The sequence below is a fragment of the Lysinibacillus telephonicus genome, from assembly GCF_039654155.1.
In the GTDB taxonomy this organism is placed as follows: Bacteria; Bacillota; Bacilli; order Bacillales_A; family Planococcaceae; genus Ureibacillus; species Ureibacillus telephonicus.
In genome coordinates, this window is the sequence record NZ_CP155468.1 from 1352239 (window position 1) to 1368901 (window position 16663).

Here is a 16663-nt window from a genome sequence, read left to right on the forward strand (position 1 = left end):
GTATTGAAAACATATAACGAAAAACTAGCAGAAAAAATCGAGAAAATTACCGCAGGCGGTCAAAAGAAATACCACGAAAAATTAAGGGAAGCAAATAAATTATTTGTCCGAGATAGATTGTTGATTTTGTTCGATAATGGAGAATACGAAGAAGATGGCCGATTTGCCAACTGTGTAGAAAAGGATTTACCGGCAGACGGGGTAGTGACTGCAATAGGAAAAATAAATAATCAAACGGTCTGCGTCATGGCTAATGATTCGACTGTCAAAGCAGGTACATGGGGTGCTAGGACGGTTGAAAAAATTATTCGCATTCAAGAAACCGCGGAAAAATTGCAAGTACCACTATTGTACTTAGTCGATTCTGCAGGAGCACGTATTACAGATCAACTAGAAATGTTTCCAGGTAGACGGGGTGCTGGTCGAATATTTCATAACCAAGTGAAGTTAAGTGGAATGATTCCGCAAATATGTATTTTATTTGGCCCTTCTGCAGCAGGAGGTGCATATATTCCAGCCTTTTGTGATATCGTTATTATGGTTGAAGGAAATGCATCGATGTATTTAGGGTCGCCTCGCATGGCTGAGAAAGTAATAGGTGAAAAAGTTTCTTTAGAAGAAATGGGCGGCGCAAAAATGCATTGTACAATAAGTGGCTGTGGAGATGTTCTAGCTCAAAATGAGCAACAGGCTATTGAATATGCAAAAAAATATTTAGGCTACTTTGGCGCAAATTTTCAAAAGTTGCCTAATAAAGAAACGCCTAAGATGCCAATACCTGGTCGTTCATTAGAAGAAATCATACCAGAAAATCAAAATGTTCCATTTGACATGTATGAATTAATCCATCAACTAATAGATGAAGAAAGCTTTTTTGAAATAAAAAAATTATTTGCACCAGAACTTATTACAGGATTAGCCAGAATTAATGGGCAAGTTGTTGGAATAGTTGCAAATCAGCCAAAAGTAAAAGGTGGAGTGTTATTCGTTGATTCATCCGATAAAGCGGCCAAATTTATTCAATTGTGTGATGCTTATTCGATACCATTGTTATTTCTAGCTGATGTACCAGGATTCATGATTGGAACAATGGTTGAAAAAGCAGGTATTATTCGACATGGGGCTAAATTTATCTCTGCCATGAGCAGTGCAACCGTTCCAAAGATTTCTGTTATTATTCGTAAAGCATATGGGGCAGGATTGTACGCAATGTGTGGACCCGCTTTTGAACCGGATGTTTGTATAGCTCTTCCAACAGCACAAATTGCCGTTATGGGGCCGGAAGCTGCAATAAATGCTGTCTATTCGAATAAGCTGGCTGAAATAAACGATAATAAAGAACGTATGAATTTCATTAAGGATAAAATTGATCAGTATAAAGAAGAAATCGATATTTATAAGCTTGCATCACAGTTGGTAATTGATGAAATTGTTTCGCCAAGTAATCTACGAACGACCCTTGCGCAACGCTTACTGCATTATTCAAGTAAACAAATTTCATTACCTTATCGAAAACACCCCGTGTATCCAGTATAATAAAATATAAATAAAACAAGGTCTGCCATAATCGGTAGACCTTTACTTTTCTTACAATCAAAGAAGGTGGAAATTGTATGAGGATTACTATAATAGGTGCAGGATCAGTAGGAATGCTTATTGCAAGTTTCTTAGCTGAACAAAATATAAATGTTACACTTATTGTTCGTAGAAAGGAACAAGCCTTAGAAATTCAAAAATTTGGTTTAATAAGAAAAAATCTTGATGGTTCATTCTATACAGCAAAAATCCAGGTAGAAACTGACTTTTCATCTATAAAAGAAGATTCATTAGTTATTGTTGCAGTTAAATATGGGCAGCTAAAGCCATTGTATAAAACGCTTAAAACATTAAATATTGAATCTCCCTTGTTATTTTTGCAGAATGGCTTAGCACATTTTCAGGAAGCATTACGCTTGCCGCAAAAAACAATCGCATTTGGTGCTTGCCAATTTGGCGCTGAAAAAGAAAGTGATCATATTGTTGTTCATCGAGGGCAAGGTGTATTGAAATTAGCTGTAGAAAAGGGGCAAAAAGAATTATTTAAAAAATTAGCTAGCACTTTAGATGGTAAGATTCAATTAGTTATGGAAGAGGACGCAGAGCAAATGCTTTTTGAAAAAGCATTACTAAATTGTTTTATTAATCCAATTACCGCTATCGTTCAGATGAAAAATGGACAACTAATTGAAAATCAATATACATATCAGCTTCTATTAAATTTATATGACGAGTTAATGGAAGCATTCCCTGAAAAGAGAGAAGATTTTCAATTTGAAGATGTTAAAAATTTATGTATAAAAACTGCTGCAAATACTTCATCCATGCTGTCCGACAGATTACAAATGCGTCCAACTGAAGCTGAAACGATTATAGGAGAGGTTATACAAAGAGCTGCTAAAAGAGAAAAACCTTTACCGACATTAACCACACTATATCATTTGCTGTTGGCAATAGAGAGCGGTGAGAAAATGTGATGCTTGTCATCCAATATATAATCAGTGCAATTATTTGTTTTCCCATTATTCTATTTTTTATTACATATGCTATTTTTCATAAACGGAAAAAAAGTGTTGCGAAAAGTTTTGGTTATGCAGCGGATGCAACGACATTCATTTTGCTCTTCTCTGTACCACTTTCAATCTCAAGCTTATGGGGAATGAAGTACAATATAATTGTATTTGTGATTGAAATTGTTATTGCGATTATTTTTACATACATAGATTGGCGCACTAAAAAAGAAATTGAAATATTACCGCTGTTAAAAAAAACTTGGAGATTATACTTTATCATATTAACCATCGCTTACATGGCGATATGGATTATCGGTTTAATTCAAAGTATAATTGAATACATTGTCAATTAAATGAAGCATTTTCTTTTGAAGTAAAAGTAGGAACGTTTACAATATAGTAAGTGAAATGAAATAAAACACAAAAGAGAGAAAACGAACAACTTTTGAAAACTGTTCATAGAGTAGAGGAGATTTTTTATGAAGCTGGAACAGGTAGAATTACCAGTTAGCAATCAATTACTTTTTGATTATTGGTCAGGTAGTGAGAAGCTACAACCTTTTTATCAATACGAATTTAATGATTATTCTTTTACCACTCGACTTGATTATTTGAAAAGTCGATATACGAACAATGAAGAGTTAAGTAATATCATTCGTTCCTATATGGAGCCTTTGGGCATTTCCGAAAAAGTAGAAGAGAATTTGAAACATCTTGAAAAAGGTGCAGTTGCTGTAGTAGGTGGTCAGCAAGCAGGAATTTTAACTGGTCCATTATATTCTGTTCATAAAGCGATTACTGTTATTTTATTATCAAAAGAACAAAGTGAAAAGCTTGGAGAAAAGGTAGTGCCTATTTTTTGGATCGCTGGAGAAGATCACGATTTAGAAGAAATCAATCATACTTTTACTATTCATAATGGAATTCCGAAGAAACAAGTATATGATAAACGATCTTCTAAAAAAACAATGGCTTCTGCAACTAAAATTCAAAAAGATGAATTAATCAATTTAATAGAATCCATTTTTAATGATTATGGGGAAACTGAATACACACAAGATCTCTTTAAATTTGTATTGCATCAAATAGAACAAAGCGATACATTTACTGATTTATTTGCTCGTATCATGAACCATTTATTTAAAAATGAAGGTTTATTAATGATTGATGCTGCATTTACTCCTTTCCGAAAATTTGAATCATCGTTTTTTGTAAAAATAATTGAACAAAATGAGGGCATTTCTAAAGTTGTAGTAGAGAAGGAGCAATTACTTGATAAAGAAGGGTATGGAAAACCGATTTCTGCTACTATTGAAAATGCAAACCTTTTCTATGTTCAAGACGGTGAACGCTTTTTATTGGAAAGAACAGCAAATGGCTATCAAAATTCAAACGGACTATTTAAATTTACAAAAGAGCAATTATTAGATATTGCAAAAACAAGCCCAGAAAATCTAAGTAATAATGTGGTTACTAGGCCTTTAATGCAGGAAATGGCCATACCGGTATTAGCTTTTGTTGGTGGGCCTGGAGAACTAGCGTATTGGGCGACGTTAAAAGATGCATTCGAGCTGCTTGATTTGCAGATGCCAATATTAGCGCCCCGACTAAACATCACTCTGCTTACAAGAAAAGTTAATCAGCTGCTTTTAGATTACGAGTTAACAATTGCACAAGTAATGGATGGAAGTGCACAGTCTTTAAAAGAAAAATTTATCAACAGTGTGCAAGATGTTGAAGCGAAAAAACAAATTGCTGAATTGAAAGGATTATTAAACGAGCAATATGAAAAGTTAGCTGTTCACTTGACAGAACAACAAATTAAGCTGCTGCCGATTATAAACAAAAATAAAAAATATCATGAAATGCAATTAGAATATTTAAATAAAAAAATAGAACAAGAAGTTTTAGCAAAACATGACAAAACTATTGGTCAATTCAATTTGCTCAACGCTGAAATTTACCCTAATGAAAATCTTCAAGAAAGAGTTTATAACCCGTTCCAATATTTAAATGTATATGGAATAGATTTAATAAATGATTTATGTAAATTACCAATGACAATTTCGAATAAACATTACATAGTAAAATTGTAGTGTTTTCGAAAATAAAGATATTACTATGTAATATAAATGTTGATTAATTTAGGTTAATAGTCCTTAAATTGATATTCTGCATAAAAGAAGGTCGTCTCAAAGGCATATGAGACGACCTCTTTTTTGTGTCTATTATATTAGTTGAAAATATCGCAAAAAGTACTATATGCACAATTTATTAAAAGTTAATAACAATCTCTTTAAAAATGTGGAGGAAAGTGGGGGAATGTGGTACATTATTTACTAAAGTGGGGTGAGTAGCATGTTCATGGGAGAATATCAACATTCCGTTGATACAAAAGGGCGTCTAATTATACCTTCAAAGTTTCGTGAAGAATTAGGTGCTACTTTTGTTATTACGCGCGGACTTGATAACTGTCTATTTGGATATCCTATGGATGAATGGCGAAAACTCGAAGAAAAATTAAAGGAATTGCCCATGACAAAAAAAGATGCTCGTGCTTTTGCAAGGTTCTTCTTTTCAGGGGCAACTGAAGTTGAAATAGATAAACAAGGAAGAATTAATATCCCATCAACACTTGCCACTTACGCAAAGCTTGAAAAAGAGTGTGTAGTTTTAGGAGTATCAAGCAAGATTGAAATTTGGGCTAAAGATTCTTGGGAATCTTATTTCAGCGAAGCAGAGGATTCTTTTAATGAAATTGCAGAAAATTTAATTGGCTTTGACTTCTAGAAAAGTCGCGCGCAGAGAAGGAGTAATGGTTAAATGTTCGATCATACAACCGTACTATTAAAAGAAACAGTTGATGGATTGAGCATCAATCCTGATGGAATATATGTTGATTGTACGTTAGGCGGCGCAGGTCATAGCGAATATTTAGTACAACAACTGTCAACCAAAGGGAGATTAATTTGTTTCGATCAAGATATAACGGCAATAGAAAATGCAAAAGTCCGTTTAGAGAACTACTTAGATCGTGTAACATTTGTTCATTCTAATTTCCGTTATATAAAAGAAGAGCTTCAAAAACTAAATATTGAAAAAATTGATGGTATCTTATATGACTTAGGAGTTTCTTCACCCCAATTAGATACACCTGAGCGCGGATTTAGTTATCATCATGATGCACCTTTAGATATGCGAATGGATCAAACAGCAGAAATCTCTGCATTTCATGTAGTCAATGAATGGTCTTATGAAGATTTGGTTCGTATTTTCTTCCGATATGGGGAAGAAAAGTTTTCTAAGCAAATAGCTCGCAAAATTGAGGAAGCAAGAAAACACGCTCCGATTGAAACAACTGGAGAGCTTGTAGAGTTAATTAAAGAGGGGATTCCAGCACCCGCTCGAAGAAAAGGCGGACATCCTGCAAAAAGAGTCTTTCAAGCAATTCGTATTGCGGTAAATGATGAACTTGGAGCAGCTGAGGATTCATTAGTTGATGCAATTGACTTATTGAAGGTCGGCGGAAGGATAAGTGTTATCACATTCCACTCATTAGAAGATCGATTAACAAAAACAATTTTTAAAGAGGCTTCTTCATTACCAGATTTACCTCCTGGATTACCAGTAATTCCAGACGAGTATAAACCGACATTAAAACTAATTACGAGAAAACCGATTCTTCCAAGCGAGGAAGAACTAGAAGCAAATAATCGTTCACGATCAGCAAAGCTTCGAATAGCTGAAAAAATAAATGACAAAGGACGTGGGTAAATGGCAGTTCGTGTTAGGCAAAATTCATATATTCAGCAGCCTGTAGTTCCGGAACAGCAACACCCCTCTAAAAAGCAAAATAGTCATAAAAAGAAAAAACTTATCACTGCAAAAGAAAAACTAATCTATATCGCTTTTATAGTCTTAGTTGCTGTGTTTGCTGTTTCGATATTACATAAGCAAAGTTCGATTCAGCAAACGACGATGGAAATTCAACAAATCGAATCTGAAATTGCTAAAACTGAAGAAAAAAATGCTGACTTAAAGGTACAAGTAAGCGAGTTATCAACGTATGAGAGAATTTGGGAAAAAGCAAAAGCACTCGGTTTAACTCTTAATGAGAAAAATGTAAAGGTAGTGCCGGGAGAATGAAAAAAAAGACATTTCGATTCCAATGGGGAGCCTTTCTAATGTTATTACTATATGGAGGGCTCTTTTTTGCATTATTTATCCGGATTTTTTATATTCAGGCGACAGGAGAAGTAGCTGGACAGCAATTGGAAGCAAAAGCAGCTGCACTTTATGAAAAAGAAGCAGTGTTAACGGCCGAACGAGGGAAAATTAAAGATAGAAACGGGAATATCATTGCAGAAGATACATTAAGCTATCGTCTTATTGCAGTTGTTAGTCCAAAAGCGACTACAGATAAAAAACATCCTAAACATGTTACTGATCCTGAAAAAACGGCAAAAATTTTAGCCCAGTATATTCCAATGGAAGAGTCGGAAATATATAAGAACTTAACAAAAAAATTAAGTGACGGCAGACAGCCTTACCAAGTTGAATTTGGGGTTGCTGGCCGTAGTATAAGTCATGAAACAATGAATGCGATTAAAGAAGAAAAATTACCAGGAATTACTTTTGCAAGTGACTCGAAACGATATTATCCAAATGGACCATTTGCGTCTCATTTAATCGGTTTTGCACTGAAAGAAAAGCAAGATGATGGTACATTTAATACAGTTGGGAAAATGGGTTTAGAGTACATTTATAATAAAGAATTAACTGGGAAAAATGGGTCTATTCAATATGAAAGTGATATTTTCGGCTATTTACTTCCAAATAGCAAAAAAATGGTAAAGCCTGCTGAAAATGGCAGTGATATTTATTTAACAATCGATAAAACAATTCAAAACTTCTTGGAAGAATCAATGACAGAAGTTTATAAAGAATATAACCCAGAATCAATGGTAGCAGTTGTTGCAGATCCTAAAACAGGTGAAATTTTAGCTATGACGCAGCGTCCAACATTTGATCCCGATTCACGAGAAGGATTAAGTGATAATTGGCTGAATGAAGTGACTGAAAAAGTAATGGAGCCAGGTTCTACAATGAAAACATTTACATTGGCGACAGCAATTGAAACTGGAAAGTGGAACCCAAATGCTTATTTCAAATCAGGAAGCTATACAGTATTAGATAGAACAATTCGTGACCACAATATTGTTGGGTGGGGTAGTATTACTTATTTAGAAGGATTCCAACGATCTGCAAATACAGCTATGGCAAATTTGCTAGAGCAAATTGGTGACGAAACATTTATTGAATATTTAAAGAAGTTTGGTTTTGGAGAAAAAACAGGCATCGATTTACCAGGTGAAGTAACAGGTACACTTTTAACTACGTATCCTATAAACCGGGTAACGACATCGTTTGGGCAGGGCTCTACAGTAACACCAATCCAACTTGTACAGGCTATGACTGCCATTGCAAATGATGGTAAAATGATGCAGCCCTATGTAATAGATAAAGTAGTAGATACCAATACTGGTGAAATAATAAAAGAAAGTGAACCTGTTGTGAAAGGTAAACCTATATCTGCAGAGACTGCTAGTCAAGTTCGTCAAATTTTGGCTTCAACTGTTACTTCTGAAGCAGGAACTGCTCAAAGGTTTGCAATTGATGGCTATGAAGTCGGTGGAAAAACCGGTACTGCACAAATAGCTCGACCAGGTGGAGGTTATTTAACAGGGAAAAATAATTATCTTTATTCATTTTTAGGACTAGCTCCAATAGATGACCCACAACTTATTGTTTACGTTGCAGTGAAGCAACCTAAATTGTCTGCAACTGAAGTTGGTTCCGAACCAGTAGCTAAAGTGTTCACATCTGTAGTTCAAAACAGTTTAAAGTACTTAAACATTAAACCAGAAGATGTAGCGGAGGTAAAAACCGCAAAAATAGATGATTACATCGGTAAAACGGTGGAAAGTGTTCAAGTAGAGCTTGCAAACGAGGGCTTAACCCCAATCGTGATTGGTGAAGGTGGACAAATAACGGATCAATATCCGCAAGCTGGTATACCGATTACAAAAGGAAGTATAGTATTTCTTAAAACCGAAGGAGCAATTACCATTCCATCATTTGAAAATTGGTCTCTTCGAAATATTTTAGTCTATAGAATGATGACAGGTTTATCTATTGAAATAGTTGGAGAAGGGTATGTTGAAAGTCAAAGTGTTTCAGCAAATACGACAATCACCGATTCCTCACCAATTGTTGTGAAATTGAAAACACCTGAAGAAAAATATACTCAAGTAAATGAAGAACCAGATGAAGAAAGTGAGAGTTTGCCACAAGATTAGGAAAAGCGTTCGAATAGAAGTCAACTTCTATACATACTTTGTTAAAAACGAGGTGTGAATAGAAAATGAAGTGGATATCAACCATTTCAAAAAAACGCTTGAAACTAATCGTCTATGGGTTTATTCTTTTTGGCATTGCAGTTGTCATTCGATTATTTTATGTCCAAGTTATACAGCATGATAAGTTAACGGAGCTTGCTAAAATAAACTGGGATCGAGAAATCCCCTTTGCATCTGAACGCGGAGAAATACTCGACCGTAATGGTGAAGTGCTTGTTACAAATAAGCTTGCTCCAACACTTTACTTTATGCCTGCTCAAAATGATAATATCGAACAAGCTGCAAAACAAATTGCATCCGTTCTAAAGATTGATGAACAAAAGTTGTTTGAAAAAATGAATTCGACAGCTTATCTAGTAAAACTTGCACCAGAAGCAAAAAATATTACGTATGAACAAGCTGTACAAATTCAAGGTCTTAAAATTGATGGCTTGTACAGTGGTGTAGATTATGTAAGACATTATCCATATGGTGATTTATTGTCTCGATTTATAGGCTTTACCGGATATGATACCCAAGGATTGGCTGGAATTGAATATCAATATAACGAGTTTCTTACGTCTAGGGCCGCAGCAATTCGACTCTTTACAGATGCAAAAGGCAACTCTCTTCCCCATGTTGATGATGAATGGCGTGAGGGTGACCAAGGTGCAACTGTTGAACTAACAATTGATTTAGAAGTTCAGCAAGTTGTTGAAAGAGAATTATCACAAGCAATGGAAAAATATGATGCTGATCAGGCATTGGCTATTGCTATGAATGTAAATACTGGTGAAATATTAGCACTTTCCTCGTATCCTACATATGATCCATCGAATTTTGAAGAGGTAGATTCATCAATTTACAATCGGAATTTGCCCGTTTGGATGACATATGAGCCTGGGTCAACCTTTAAAATTATTACTTTAAGCGCTGCTCTGGAAGAGGGCGTTGTGGATTTAGAGAATGATCGATTTTACGACCAAGGATATACGCTAGTAGAGGGAGCGAGACTTCGTTGTTGGAAACGTTCTGGCCATGGTAGTGAGACATTTTTACAAGTTGTAGAAAATTCATGCAACCCTGGATTTATTGAACTTGGTCAACGCGTTGGTTCAACAAAGCTGCTGCAATATATAAAAGATTTCGGCTTTGGCGAAACAACGGGCTCAAATATTGCTGGTGAAGCTTCAGGTATATTGTTTTCAGAAGAGGCATTTGGACCTGTGGAGCATGCCACTACATCATTTGGCCAAGGAATATCTGTAACACCTATTCAACAAGTCCAAGCAGTTGCAGCAGCAGTAAATGGAGGAAAGTTGTTCACCCCGTATGTTGTATCGAAAGTGTATGATTCAGAAACAGGTAAAACAATTGCTGAGAATAAACCGCAACTAAAGCGTACTGTAATTAGTGAAGAAACATCTAAAGAAGTACGTCATGCTCTTGAATCTGTTGTAGCAAATGGGTCAGGCCGTCAAGCATATCGCGATGGATTAAGGATCGGTGGTAAAACGGGTACAGCTCAAAAGGTAGAGAATGGTCGTTATAAGCAAGGGGACTATATTGTATCTTTCATTGGATTTGCTCCTGCTAATGATCCAGAAGTTGTTGTATATGTTGCAATTGATCATCCGAAAAGTTCAGTAGTATTTGGCAGTACGATAGCAGCACCAATTGTCGGTCAAATAATTGAAGACATCGCACCAAAAGTAGGGATAGAAGTAAATCGTGAAGGTCAGTTAGAAAAGCAATATCGTTGGGGAGATCCAATAACAGATCGGGTCCCAAATTTGATTGGCTATGAAAAAGCTGAGGTTATGAAGTTACAATACCCATATAAAATTGAGTGGCATGGTGAAGGGGATGTAGTAACAGCTCAATTGCCAGAACCAGATAATATCATTCAACAAGATGGCACTATTCATCTTTATTTAGACAAAGATTAATTTTAATTAGCTTTAAAAATGATTTAAAAACAACTATTATAAATGATGAATCATTTTGAAAGAACAAGTATATAAGAAAAGCGGAGTGCGTATGCTTAGCTCCGGCAAGTGCTGGTCGACGGAAAACGCCACATTCTGCTCCTGCTGCTACACTTTCGTCGCAAAGGCAGTTTGGTGGCATCGTCGACAGCATTCACATTACCTGAGCTCTAAGCATTGGTCAGCGAAAACGCTTTGTCCTGCTGCACTATGAATACTAGTGCATTTAACTTTATATGTTGGAAATTTCATCATAAGTGCATGACCAAGGACGTAAGTAAAGCTGCTTAGAACGTAACGTGCGAAGCTAGACAAAAGAGGAGATTTAACATGACAATCACAACAACAATAACCATTCTAGCAATTTCATTTATCGTTTCTGTGGTTCTAGCTCCAATATTAATCCCAATTCTACGGCGTTTAAAATTTGGACAGAGCATTCGAGAAGAAGGCCCACAGTCTCATATGAAAAAGGCTGGTACCCCTACAATGGGTGGCGTTATATTTTTAATATCGATAATTGCTACAACGGTAATTGTTGGAAATGGTTTCGACTTATTTACGACTCAATCAGTTGTAATGTTATTAGTACTGGCTGGTTTTGGATTAATAGGCTTGTTAGATGACGGTATTAAAGTAATTTTTAAACGTAATTTAGGATTAACGTCATTGCAAAAATTAATAGCTCAAATTATTATTTCAATTGCAGCATTCTTATTGTTACGTTTAGGAACATTTGATACATCAATTACCATCCCATTTACACAACTATCGATTGATTTAGGTATTTTATATGTTGCATTTTTAATTTTTTGGTTAGTAGGCTTTTCGAATGCAGTTAATTTAACAGATGGATTAGATGGCTTAGTTGCTGGAACAGCATCTATTGCTTTCACCGCTTATGGTGTCATTGCCCTTTTTAATGAACAAGCAGATGTTGCGTTATTTACATTCGCTGTAACAGGAGCTTTACTAGGATTTTTAATTTTTAATGCAAATCCGGCAAAAGTGTTTATGGGTGATACAGGTTCATTAGCATTGGGGGGGGCTTTAGCACTTGTCTCAGTTATAGTGAAGGAAGAACTGTTGCTATTATTAATAGGCTTAGTTTTTGTAATAGAAACGTTATCAGTAATTTTACAAGTAGGAAGTTTTAAATTGCGCGGTAAGCGTATATTTAAAATGAGTCCAATACATCATCATTTCGAGCTATCAGGTTGGTCTGAGCGCAAAGTGGTTGGGGTATTTTGGTCAACTGCATTAATTGTTGCATTGATTGCAGTAGTTACGGAGGCAATGTTATGATTCAATATTCAAAACTACAACATAAAAAAGTGCTGGTTCTTGGTTTGGCGAAAAGTGGTGTAGCGGCCGCTGAGCTCCTTCATCAGTTGGGGGCTTTCGTAACTGTTAATGATTCAAAGCCCTTTGACGAGAACCCTCAAGCGCAACAGCTGCTTCAAAAAGGAATAACTGTTATATGTGGGAGACATCCAGAGGATTTATTAGATGAAGGTTTTGAACTAATTGTGAAAAATCCTGGAATTCCTTACACTAATCCGATTATCGAAGATGCTTTAAAGCGGGAGATACCTGTTATAACAGAGGTTGAGCTGGCTTATTTAGTTAGTGAGGCGCCGATTATAGGGATAACTGGTACGAATGGTAAAACAACAACAACGACATTAATTTATGACATGCTAAAAAACGCCAACCGACATCCTTTAATTGCAGGAAATATAGGTACTGTTGCATGCGGTGTTGCTGCTGAGGCGACTGCTGAAAATGTAATCGTGACTGAGCTATCTTCTTTTCAATTAATGGGAACAATTGAGTTTAAACCTAAAATTGCCATCCTAACAAATTTATATGATGCACATTTAGACTACCATGGGACGTTTGAACAATATGCAGAGGCGAAGTTTGGCATTACCAAAAATCAGGATGAAACTGATTGGCTAATATTTAACGCAGAACAAGAGATTGTAAAAAAATATGCGAGCCGCTCAAAGGCTAAAAAGGTGCCATTTAATGCAAGTGGACGTACTGAACATGGCATAAGTGCTGATAACACAACAATTTACTGGCAGGGTGAACCTTATCTAAGTAGAGTAAATATTGCATTACCAGGGAAACATAATTTAGAAAATATATTAGCAGCTCTTGCTGCATGTATAATCTATGGTTGTGATAAATCTCCCTTGGAAGAAGTATTAAAAACGTTTACAGGAGTTCGACATCGCACTCAGTTTGTACGTGAATGGAATGGTCGGAAATTTTATAACGATTCTAAAGCAACAAATTGCTTAGCAACAAAAGTCGCGCTAGAAGCTTTCAATCAGCCGATTGTTTTACTTGCAGGGGGACTTGACCGAGGTCATTCCTTTGAAGAATTACGAGAGTCGATGAAAAATGTTAAAGCCGTTGTAGCATTTGGAGGCACTGGCGAAAGGTTTATTGAATTTGCCAAATCGTGTGGTATTGAAAAAACAATTCTTGCAAAGAATGTTGAAGATGCTGTGAGTTTATCCATACCGTTATCAGAAATAGGAGACATTATTTTGTTGTCGCCGGCTTGTGCAAGTTGGGATCAATATAAGAGCTTTGAGGTGCGTGGAGATTTATTCATCCAGGAAGTAATGAACCTTTAAATCTAGTACTTTAATCAGGTTTGTTTATTGCAAAACATTATATTGAAAAGTGCCTACCATAAGCGCTTATCCCTTTTCAGCTGCTGCTTCCCTGACAAGGGCAAAAGCTCTTTTAATGCTATTAGCAGGGTCCTATGGATGCGAAGTCATGTTGTTTCGACTTGCAATTCGGTATGAAAAGAGCAGTAGGGTTGGGGGCGCTTATGATTTTCTTAAGTTCTTAAGAGGAAAGGATGCCTTAACTGAAGTTTACTTATAAGAGGCTATTTATTATTTCTGCTTTACTGTTGTCGACTATAGGTATTATTTTTATTTATTCTGCTGGTACATATTGGAGTTCAATTCACTACGAAGGACAAATGCCATTTTATGTGAAACAGCTTATTTACTTAATTCTTGCCATAGTTGTATTTACAGTTGTTGCAAACATGCCGATTTTCACATTACAAAAAACATGGATTATTCTATATGTATTTTCGCTTTTACTACTAGTTTTGGTTTTGATACCAGGAATTGGGATTGTCCGAAACGGTTCTCAAAGTTGGATTGGCATCGGTCCATTAACGATTCAGCCTGCTGAGTTAGTGAAAATTACCACCCTAATGTATCTTAGCTATATGTTAAGCAAGGTGAAAAATGGGGAACGAGTTATACGGCTGCAACATTTTGTTATCATTATTATTCCCTGCGCTTTGATTATGCTGCAACCTGACTTTGGCTCTGTATTTATTTTAGTAGTATCTGCATTCATACTGCTGTTTATTGCTAAATATCCGATAAAACTGTATGTCGGTTTTATTGCTCTTGGCATCATCGGATTAGTCGCATTAATCGCATCGGCACCTTATCGGTTAAAAAGAATTGAAGCTTTTATTAACCCATGGGCAGACCCGTTAGGAAGTGGTTTCCAAGCGGTTCAATCCCTATTGGCAATTGGGCCTGCGGGATTATTGGGACATGGCTTCCAAGAAAGTCGTCAAAAGTTTTTATATTTACCAGAGCCTCAAAATGATTTTATTTTTTCGATTATTTTAGAGGAAATTGGATTTTTAGGCGGATGTGTAGTGTTAGTTCTTTTTGCGCTTTTCATTTACTCAGGTTGTGGACTGGCACTGCAGACTACGAAAAGCTCGGATTTTTATGCAATATCGGCATTAGTCGCAATGGTTGGATTCCAAGCAGCTTTAAATATAGGTGTAGTTATTGGGCTTATTCCGGTAACAGGTGTAACACTGCCTTTTATTAGCTATGGTGGAACATCGCTTTTAATTATCTGGTTTATAGTAGCGATTGTCGTTAGTTTTTCAAATCGAACCGATTAACTATCGGATTTTTAACAGTGTCTAGCTACAGTGAATTAGTTCTAGCGTCGCTTCGACTTCCTTTTTACGAGTGTAAGCACACTTTACGGAAGTCTCCGGCCAAAGAGGATCACATTGGTGGCTCATTTCGTCGACGCGAGCCGGACCGAGTCTCTTCAGTTTTTATCGTGAAAGGAGGAGTAAAAATTATGGATAAAGTAATTGACATTGAAGAGCGTATACCAACTTTAAGAGAAAAAAGAAGAAGAAGAACAAATTTTAAATTTATCACATTATTATTGTTGTTTTTTCTAACATTATTTTTACTCCTTTATTTTCAATCACCTTATAGCGATATAAAGAAAATTGACATTCAAGGCTCTAAGCTTGTGGATGAAGAAGTTTATTTGCAGCAATCCACCTTGCAAATTGGCAATTCAATGTGGGGATTTCATGCAGATGAAATTGAGAAAAAAATTAAACAACAACATTGGGTAAAAGATGTTCAAGTGAAAAGAAAGTGGTTAACAACTGTTGAAATTGAAATTAAAGAATGGCAGAAAGTTGCTTATATTTCAGTCGACAATGAATTTTATCCAATGCTGGAAAACGGTGAAATTTTCACACAGGGTAGTACATTGGAGCCCATTGATGCTCCATTATTTTTAGAATTTGAGGATGAGGAATTAAGGAAAAAATTATTAAAAGAGCTTGCAAAGTTAGACCCTACTGTACTAGCACTAATTTCACAAATTAATGCTACACCATCAAGCTCAGATCCGTATTCTATAACGCTTTTTATGAATGATGGCTATGAGGTGCGGGCAGAGATTACGTCCCTCGCGGACAAGCTTAAGTTTTATCCATCAATTGTTGCTCAAATTGAAAGTGCTGGAGGATATGAAAAAGGGATTATTGATATTGAAGTAGGGTCATATTACAGATCTTATAGTGATGAATATACACAAGTAGATTTAACTAGTGATGAAATAGATCCTGATACAGAAGAAGAACAGGAAGTGATTGCTGATGAAGAAATCATTTCAGAATAAGAATAATAAAATCACAAGGAAGCATTTCATTATTTTAATTGTTTGTATTGTTACAGGGTTTATTATCGGGTATTCATATAACCTTACAAAAGATGAAGAAAAGGTAAACAATTCATATCTAAATCAAGAAGAATCATATCGGGAAGATTTAATTGAACAACAAGAGAGGAATAAGGAATTAACTGAAGAACTTAATAACTTGCAAGTGCGAATACGAGAATTTGAAAAGTCTTTCGCAGAAAACAAAGATGAGTACGAGCATTTGCTTGATGAGGCGGAAAAACTCAGGTTAATTGTTGGTGAGATTCCAGCCCAAGGAGAGGGAGTACGAGTCACTTTAAAAGATGGCGAATATGACCCCAATTCTACAAATCCAAATGAATATATAGTTCATGAAAGCCATGTTTTATCCGTAATAAATGAATTGAAAATTTCTGGTGCAGAAGCAATTTCAATTAATGGACAAAGGTTAAAATCGAATTCATATATCAGGTGTAATGGCCCCGTTATTACAATTGACGGCAAGCAATATCCAGCCCCTTTTGTAATTGAAGCTGTAGGTGACTCACAATCTCTAGTTGCATCAATGAAAATTGTTGGAGGAATTTTTGACCAATTATTAAATGATCGAATTGTTGTTACAATTGAAGAAAGTGACCTTATTCAAATGCCTTCAGTAAATGATGAATCATAAATTATTCGCGGGACTTGCTTATAAATTATA

At 35.8% G+C, this 16663-nt stretch carries 14 protein-coding genes; all 14 read left to right on the forward strand.

Annotated elements, in window-relative coordinates; all coding sequences use genetic code 11:
- Positions 1–3 precede the first annotated feature (3 nt).
- Positions 4–1536, forward strand: a complete 1533-nt coding sequence (locus MKY04_RS06410) for an acyl-CoA carboxylase subunit beta (RefSeq protein ID WP_346235536.1) — start codon at positions 4–6, stop codon at positions 1534–1536.
- A gap of 77 nt (positions 1537–1613) precedes the next feature.
- Entirely contained in the window at positions 1614–2513 is a 900-nt protein-coding gene (locus MKY04_RS06415; protein ID WP_126292880.1) for a ketopantoate reductase family protein, read from the forward strand.
- Positions 2513–2902 (forward strand): DUF3397 family protein, encoded by a 390-nt coding sequence (locus MKY04_RS06420; RefSeq protein WP_126292879.1) that lies wholly within the window; start codon positions 2513–2515, stop codon positions 2900–2902. Before MKY04_RS06415 ends, MKY04_RS06420 begins: the two co-directional genes overlap by 1 nt.
- A 126-nt stretch (positions 2903–3028) precedes the next feature.
- Positions 3029–4645, forward strand: coding sequence for a bacillithiol biosynthesis cysteine-adding enzyme BshC (gene bshC, locus MKY04_RS06425; RefSeq protein WP_346235537.1), 1617 nt, complete (start codon positions 3029–3031; stop codon positions 4643–4645).
- A gap of 262 nt (positions 4646–4907) precedes the next feature.
- Positions 4908–5339, forward strand: a complete 432-nt coding sequence (gene mraZ / locus MKY04_RS06430) for a division/cell wall cluster transcriptional repressor MraZ (protein WP_126292877.1) — start codon at positions 4908–4910, stop codon at positions 5337–5339.
- Between the two features lie 33 nt (positions 5340–5372).
- Positions 5373–6323 carry a 16S rRNA (cytosine(1402)-N(4))-methyltransferase RsmH gene (rsmH, locus tag MKY04_RS06435; protein WP_126292876.1) on the forward strand — a complete coding sequence of 317 codons (951 nt, stop codon included), beginning with the start codon at positions 5373–5375 and terminating at the stop codon, positions 6321–6323.
- On the forward strand, positions 6324–6695 hold the full coding sequence (gene ftsL / locus MKY04_RS06440; protein WP_126292875.1) for a cell division protein FtsL: 372 nt from the start codon (positions 6324–6326) through the stop codon (positions 6693–6695).
- Between the two features lie 38 nt (positions 6696–6733).
- Positions 6734–8908, forward strand: a complete 2175-nt coding sequence (locus MKY04_RS06445) for a penicillin-binding protein (protein ID WP_126292874.1) — start codon at positions 6734–6736, stop codon at positions 8906–8908.
- Between the two features lie 65 nt (positions 8909–8973).
- The gene (locus MKY04_RS06450) at positions 8974–10896 is read left to right on the forward strand and encodes a penicillin-binding transpeptidase domain-containing protein (protein ID WP_126292873.1); all 1923 of its coding nucleotides are present in this window, start codon (positions 8974–8976) and stop codon (positions 10894–10896) included.
- 369 nt (positions 10897–11265) lie between these two features.
- Positions 11266–12240 carry a phospho-N-acetylmuramoyl-pentapeptide-transferase gene (gene mraY, locus MKY04_RS06455; protein ID WP_126292872.1) on the forward strand — a complete coding sequence of 325 codons (975 nt, stop codon included), beginning with the start codon at positions 11266–11268 and terminating at the stop codon, positions 12238–12240.
- A complete protein-coding gene (murD, locus tag MKY04_RS06460) occupies positions 12237–13586 on the forward strand; it encodes a UDP-N-acetylmuramoyl-L-alanine--D-glutamate ligase (protein ID WP_346235538.1) in 1350 nt (449 codons plus the stop codon). Before mraY ends, murD begins: the two co-directional genes overlap by 4 nt.
- A gap of 242 nt (positions 13587–13828) precedes the next feature.
- A complete protein-coding gene (ftsW, locus tag MKY04_RS06465; protein WP_400194435.1) occupies positions 13829–14908 on the forward strand; it encodes a putative lipid II flippase FtsW in 1080 nt (359 codons plus the stop codon).
- 188 nt (positions 14909–15096) lie between these two features.
- A complete protein-coding gene (locus tag MKY04_RS06470; protein ID WP_126292869.1) occupies positions 15097–15939 on the forward strand; it encodes a cell division protein FtsQ/DivIB in 843 nt (280 codons plus the stop codon).
- Complete coding sequence (locus MKY04_RS06475; RefSeq protein ID WP_126292868.1) at positions 15917–16633, forward strand: DUF881 domain-containing protein; 717 nt, start codon at positions 15917–15919, stop codon at positions 16631–16633. Before MKY04_RS06470 ends, MKY04_RS06475 begins: the two co-directional genes overlap by 23 nt.
- Positions 16634–16663: the final 30 nt, after the last annotated feature.

What these genes read in the sequence shown, in the direction of transcription:
- MKY04_RS06475 (WP_126292868.1), top strand. Translation starts at nt 15,917, where the DNA reads ATGAAGAAATCATTTCAGAATAAGAATAATAAAATCACAAGGAAGCAT.
- MKY04_RS06445 (WP_126292874.1), top strand. Translation starts at nt 6,734, where the DNA reads ATGTTATTACTATATGGAGGGCTCTTTTTTGCATTATTTATCCGGATT.
- MKY04_RS06470 (WP_126292869.1), top strand. Translation starts at nt 15,097, where the DNA reads ATGGATAAAGTAATTGACATTGAAGAGCGTATACCAACTTTAAGAGAA.
- murD (WP_346235538.1), top strand. Translation starts at nt 12,237, where the DNA reads ATGATTCAATATTCAAAACTACAACATAAAAAAGTGCTGGTTCTTGGT.
- rsmH (WP_126292876.1), top strand. Translation starts at nt 5,373, where the DNA reads ATGTTCGATCATACAACCGTACTATTAAAAGAAACAGTTGATGGATTG.
- MKY04_RS06420 (WP_126292879.1), top strand. Translation starts at nt 2,513, where the DNA reads ATGCTTGTCATCCAATATATAATCAGTGCAATTATTTGTTTTCCCATT.
- MKY04_RS06415 (WP_126292880.1), top strand. Translation starts at nt 1,614, where the DNA reads ATGAGGATTACTATAATAGGTGCAGGATCAGTAGGAATGCTTATTGCA.
- bshC (WP_346235537.1), top strand. Translation starts at nt 3,029, where the DNA reads ATGAAGCTGGAACAGGTAGAATTACCAGTTAGCAATCAATTACTTTTT.
- mraY (WP_126292872.1), top strand. Translation starts at nt 11,266, where the DNA reads ATGACAATCACAACAACAATAACCATTCTAGCAATTTCATTTATCGTT.
- ftsL (WP_126292875.1), top strand. Translation starts at nt 6,324, where the DNA reads ATGGCAGTTCGTGTTAGGCAAAATTCATATATTCAGCAGCCTGTAGTT.
- MKY04_RS06450 (WP_126292873.1), top strand. Translation starts at nt 8,974, where the DNA reads ATGAAGTGGATATCAACCATTTCAAAAAAACGCTTGAAACTAATCGTC.
- mraZ (WP_126292877.1), top strand. Translation starts at nt 4,908, where the DNA reads ATGTTCATGGGAGAATATCAACATTCCGTTGATACAAAAGGGCGTCTA.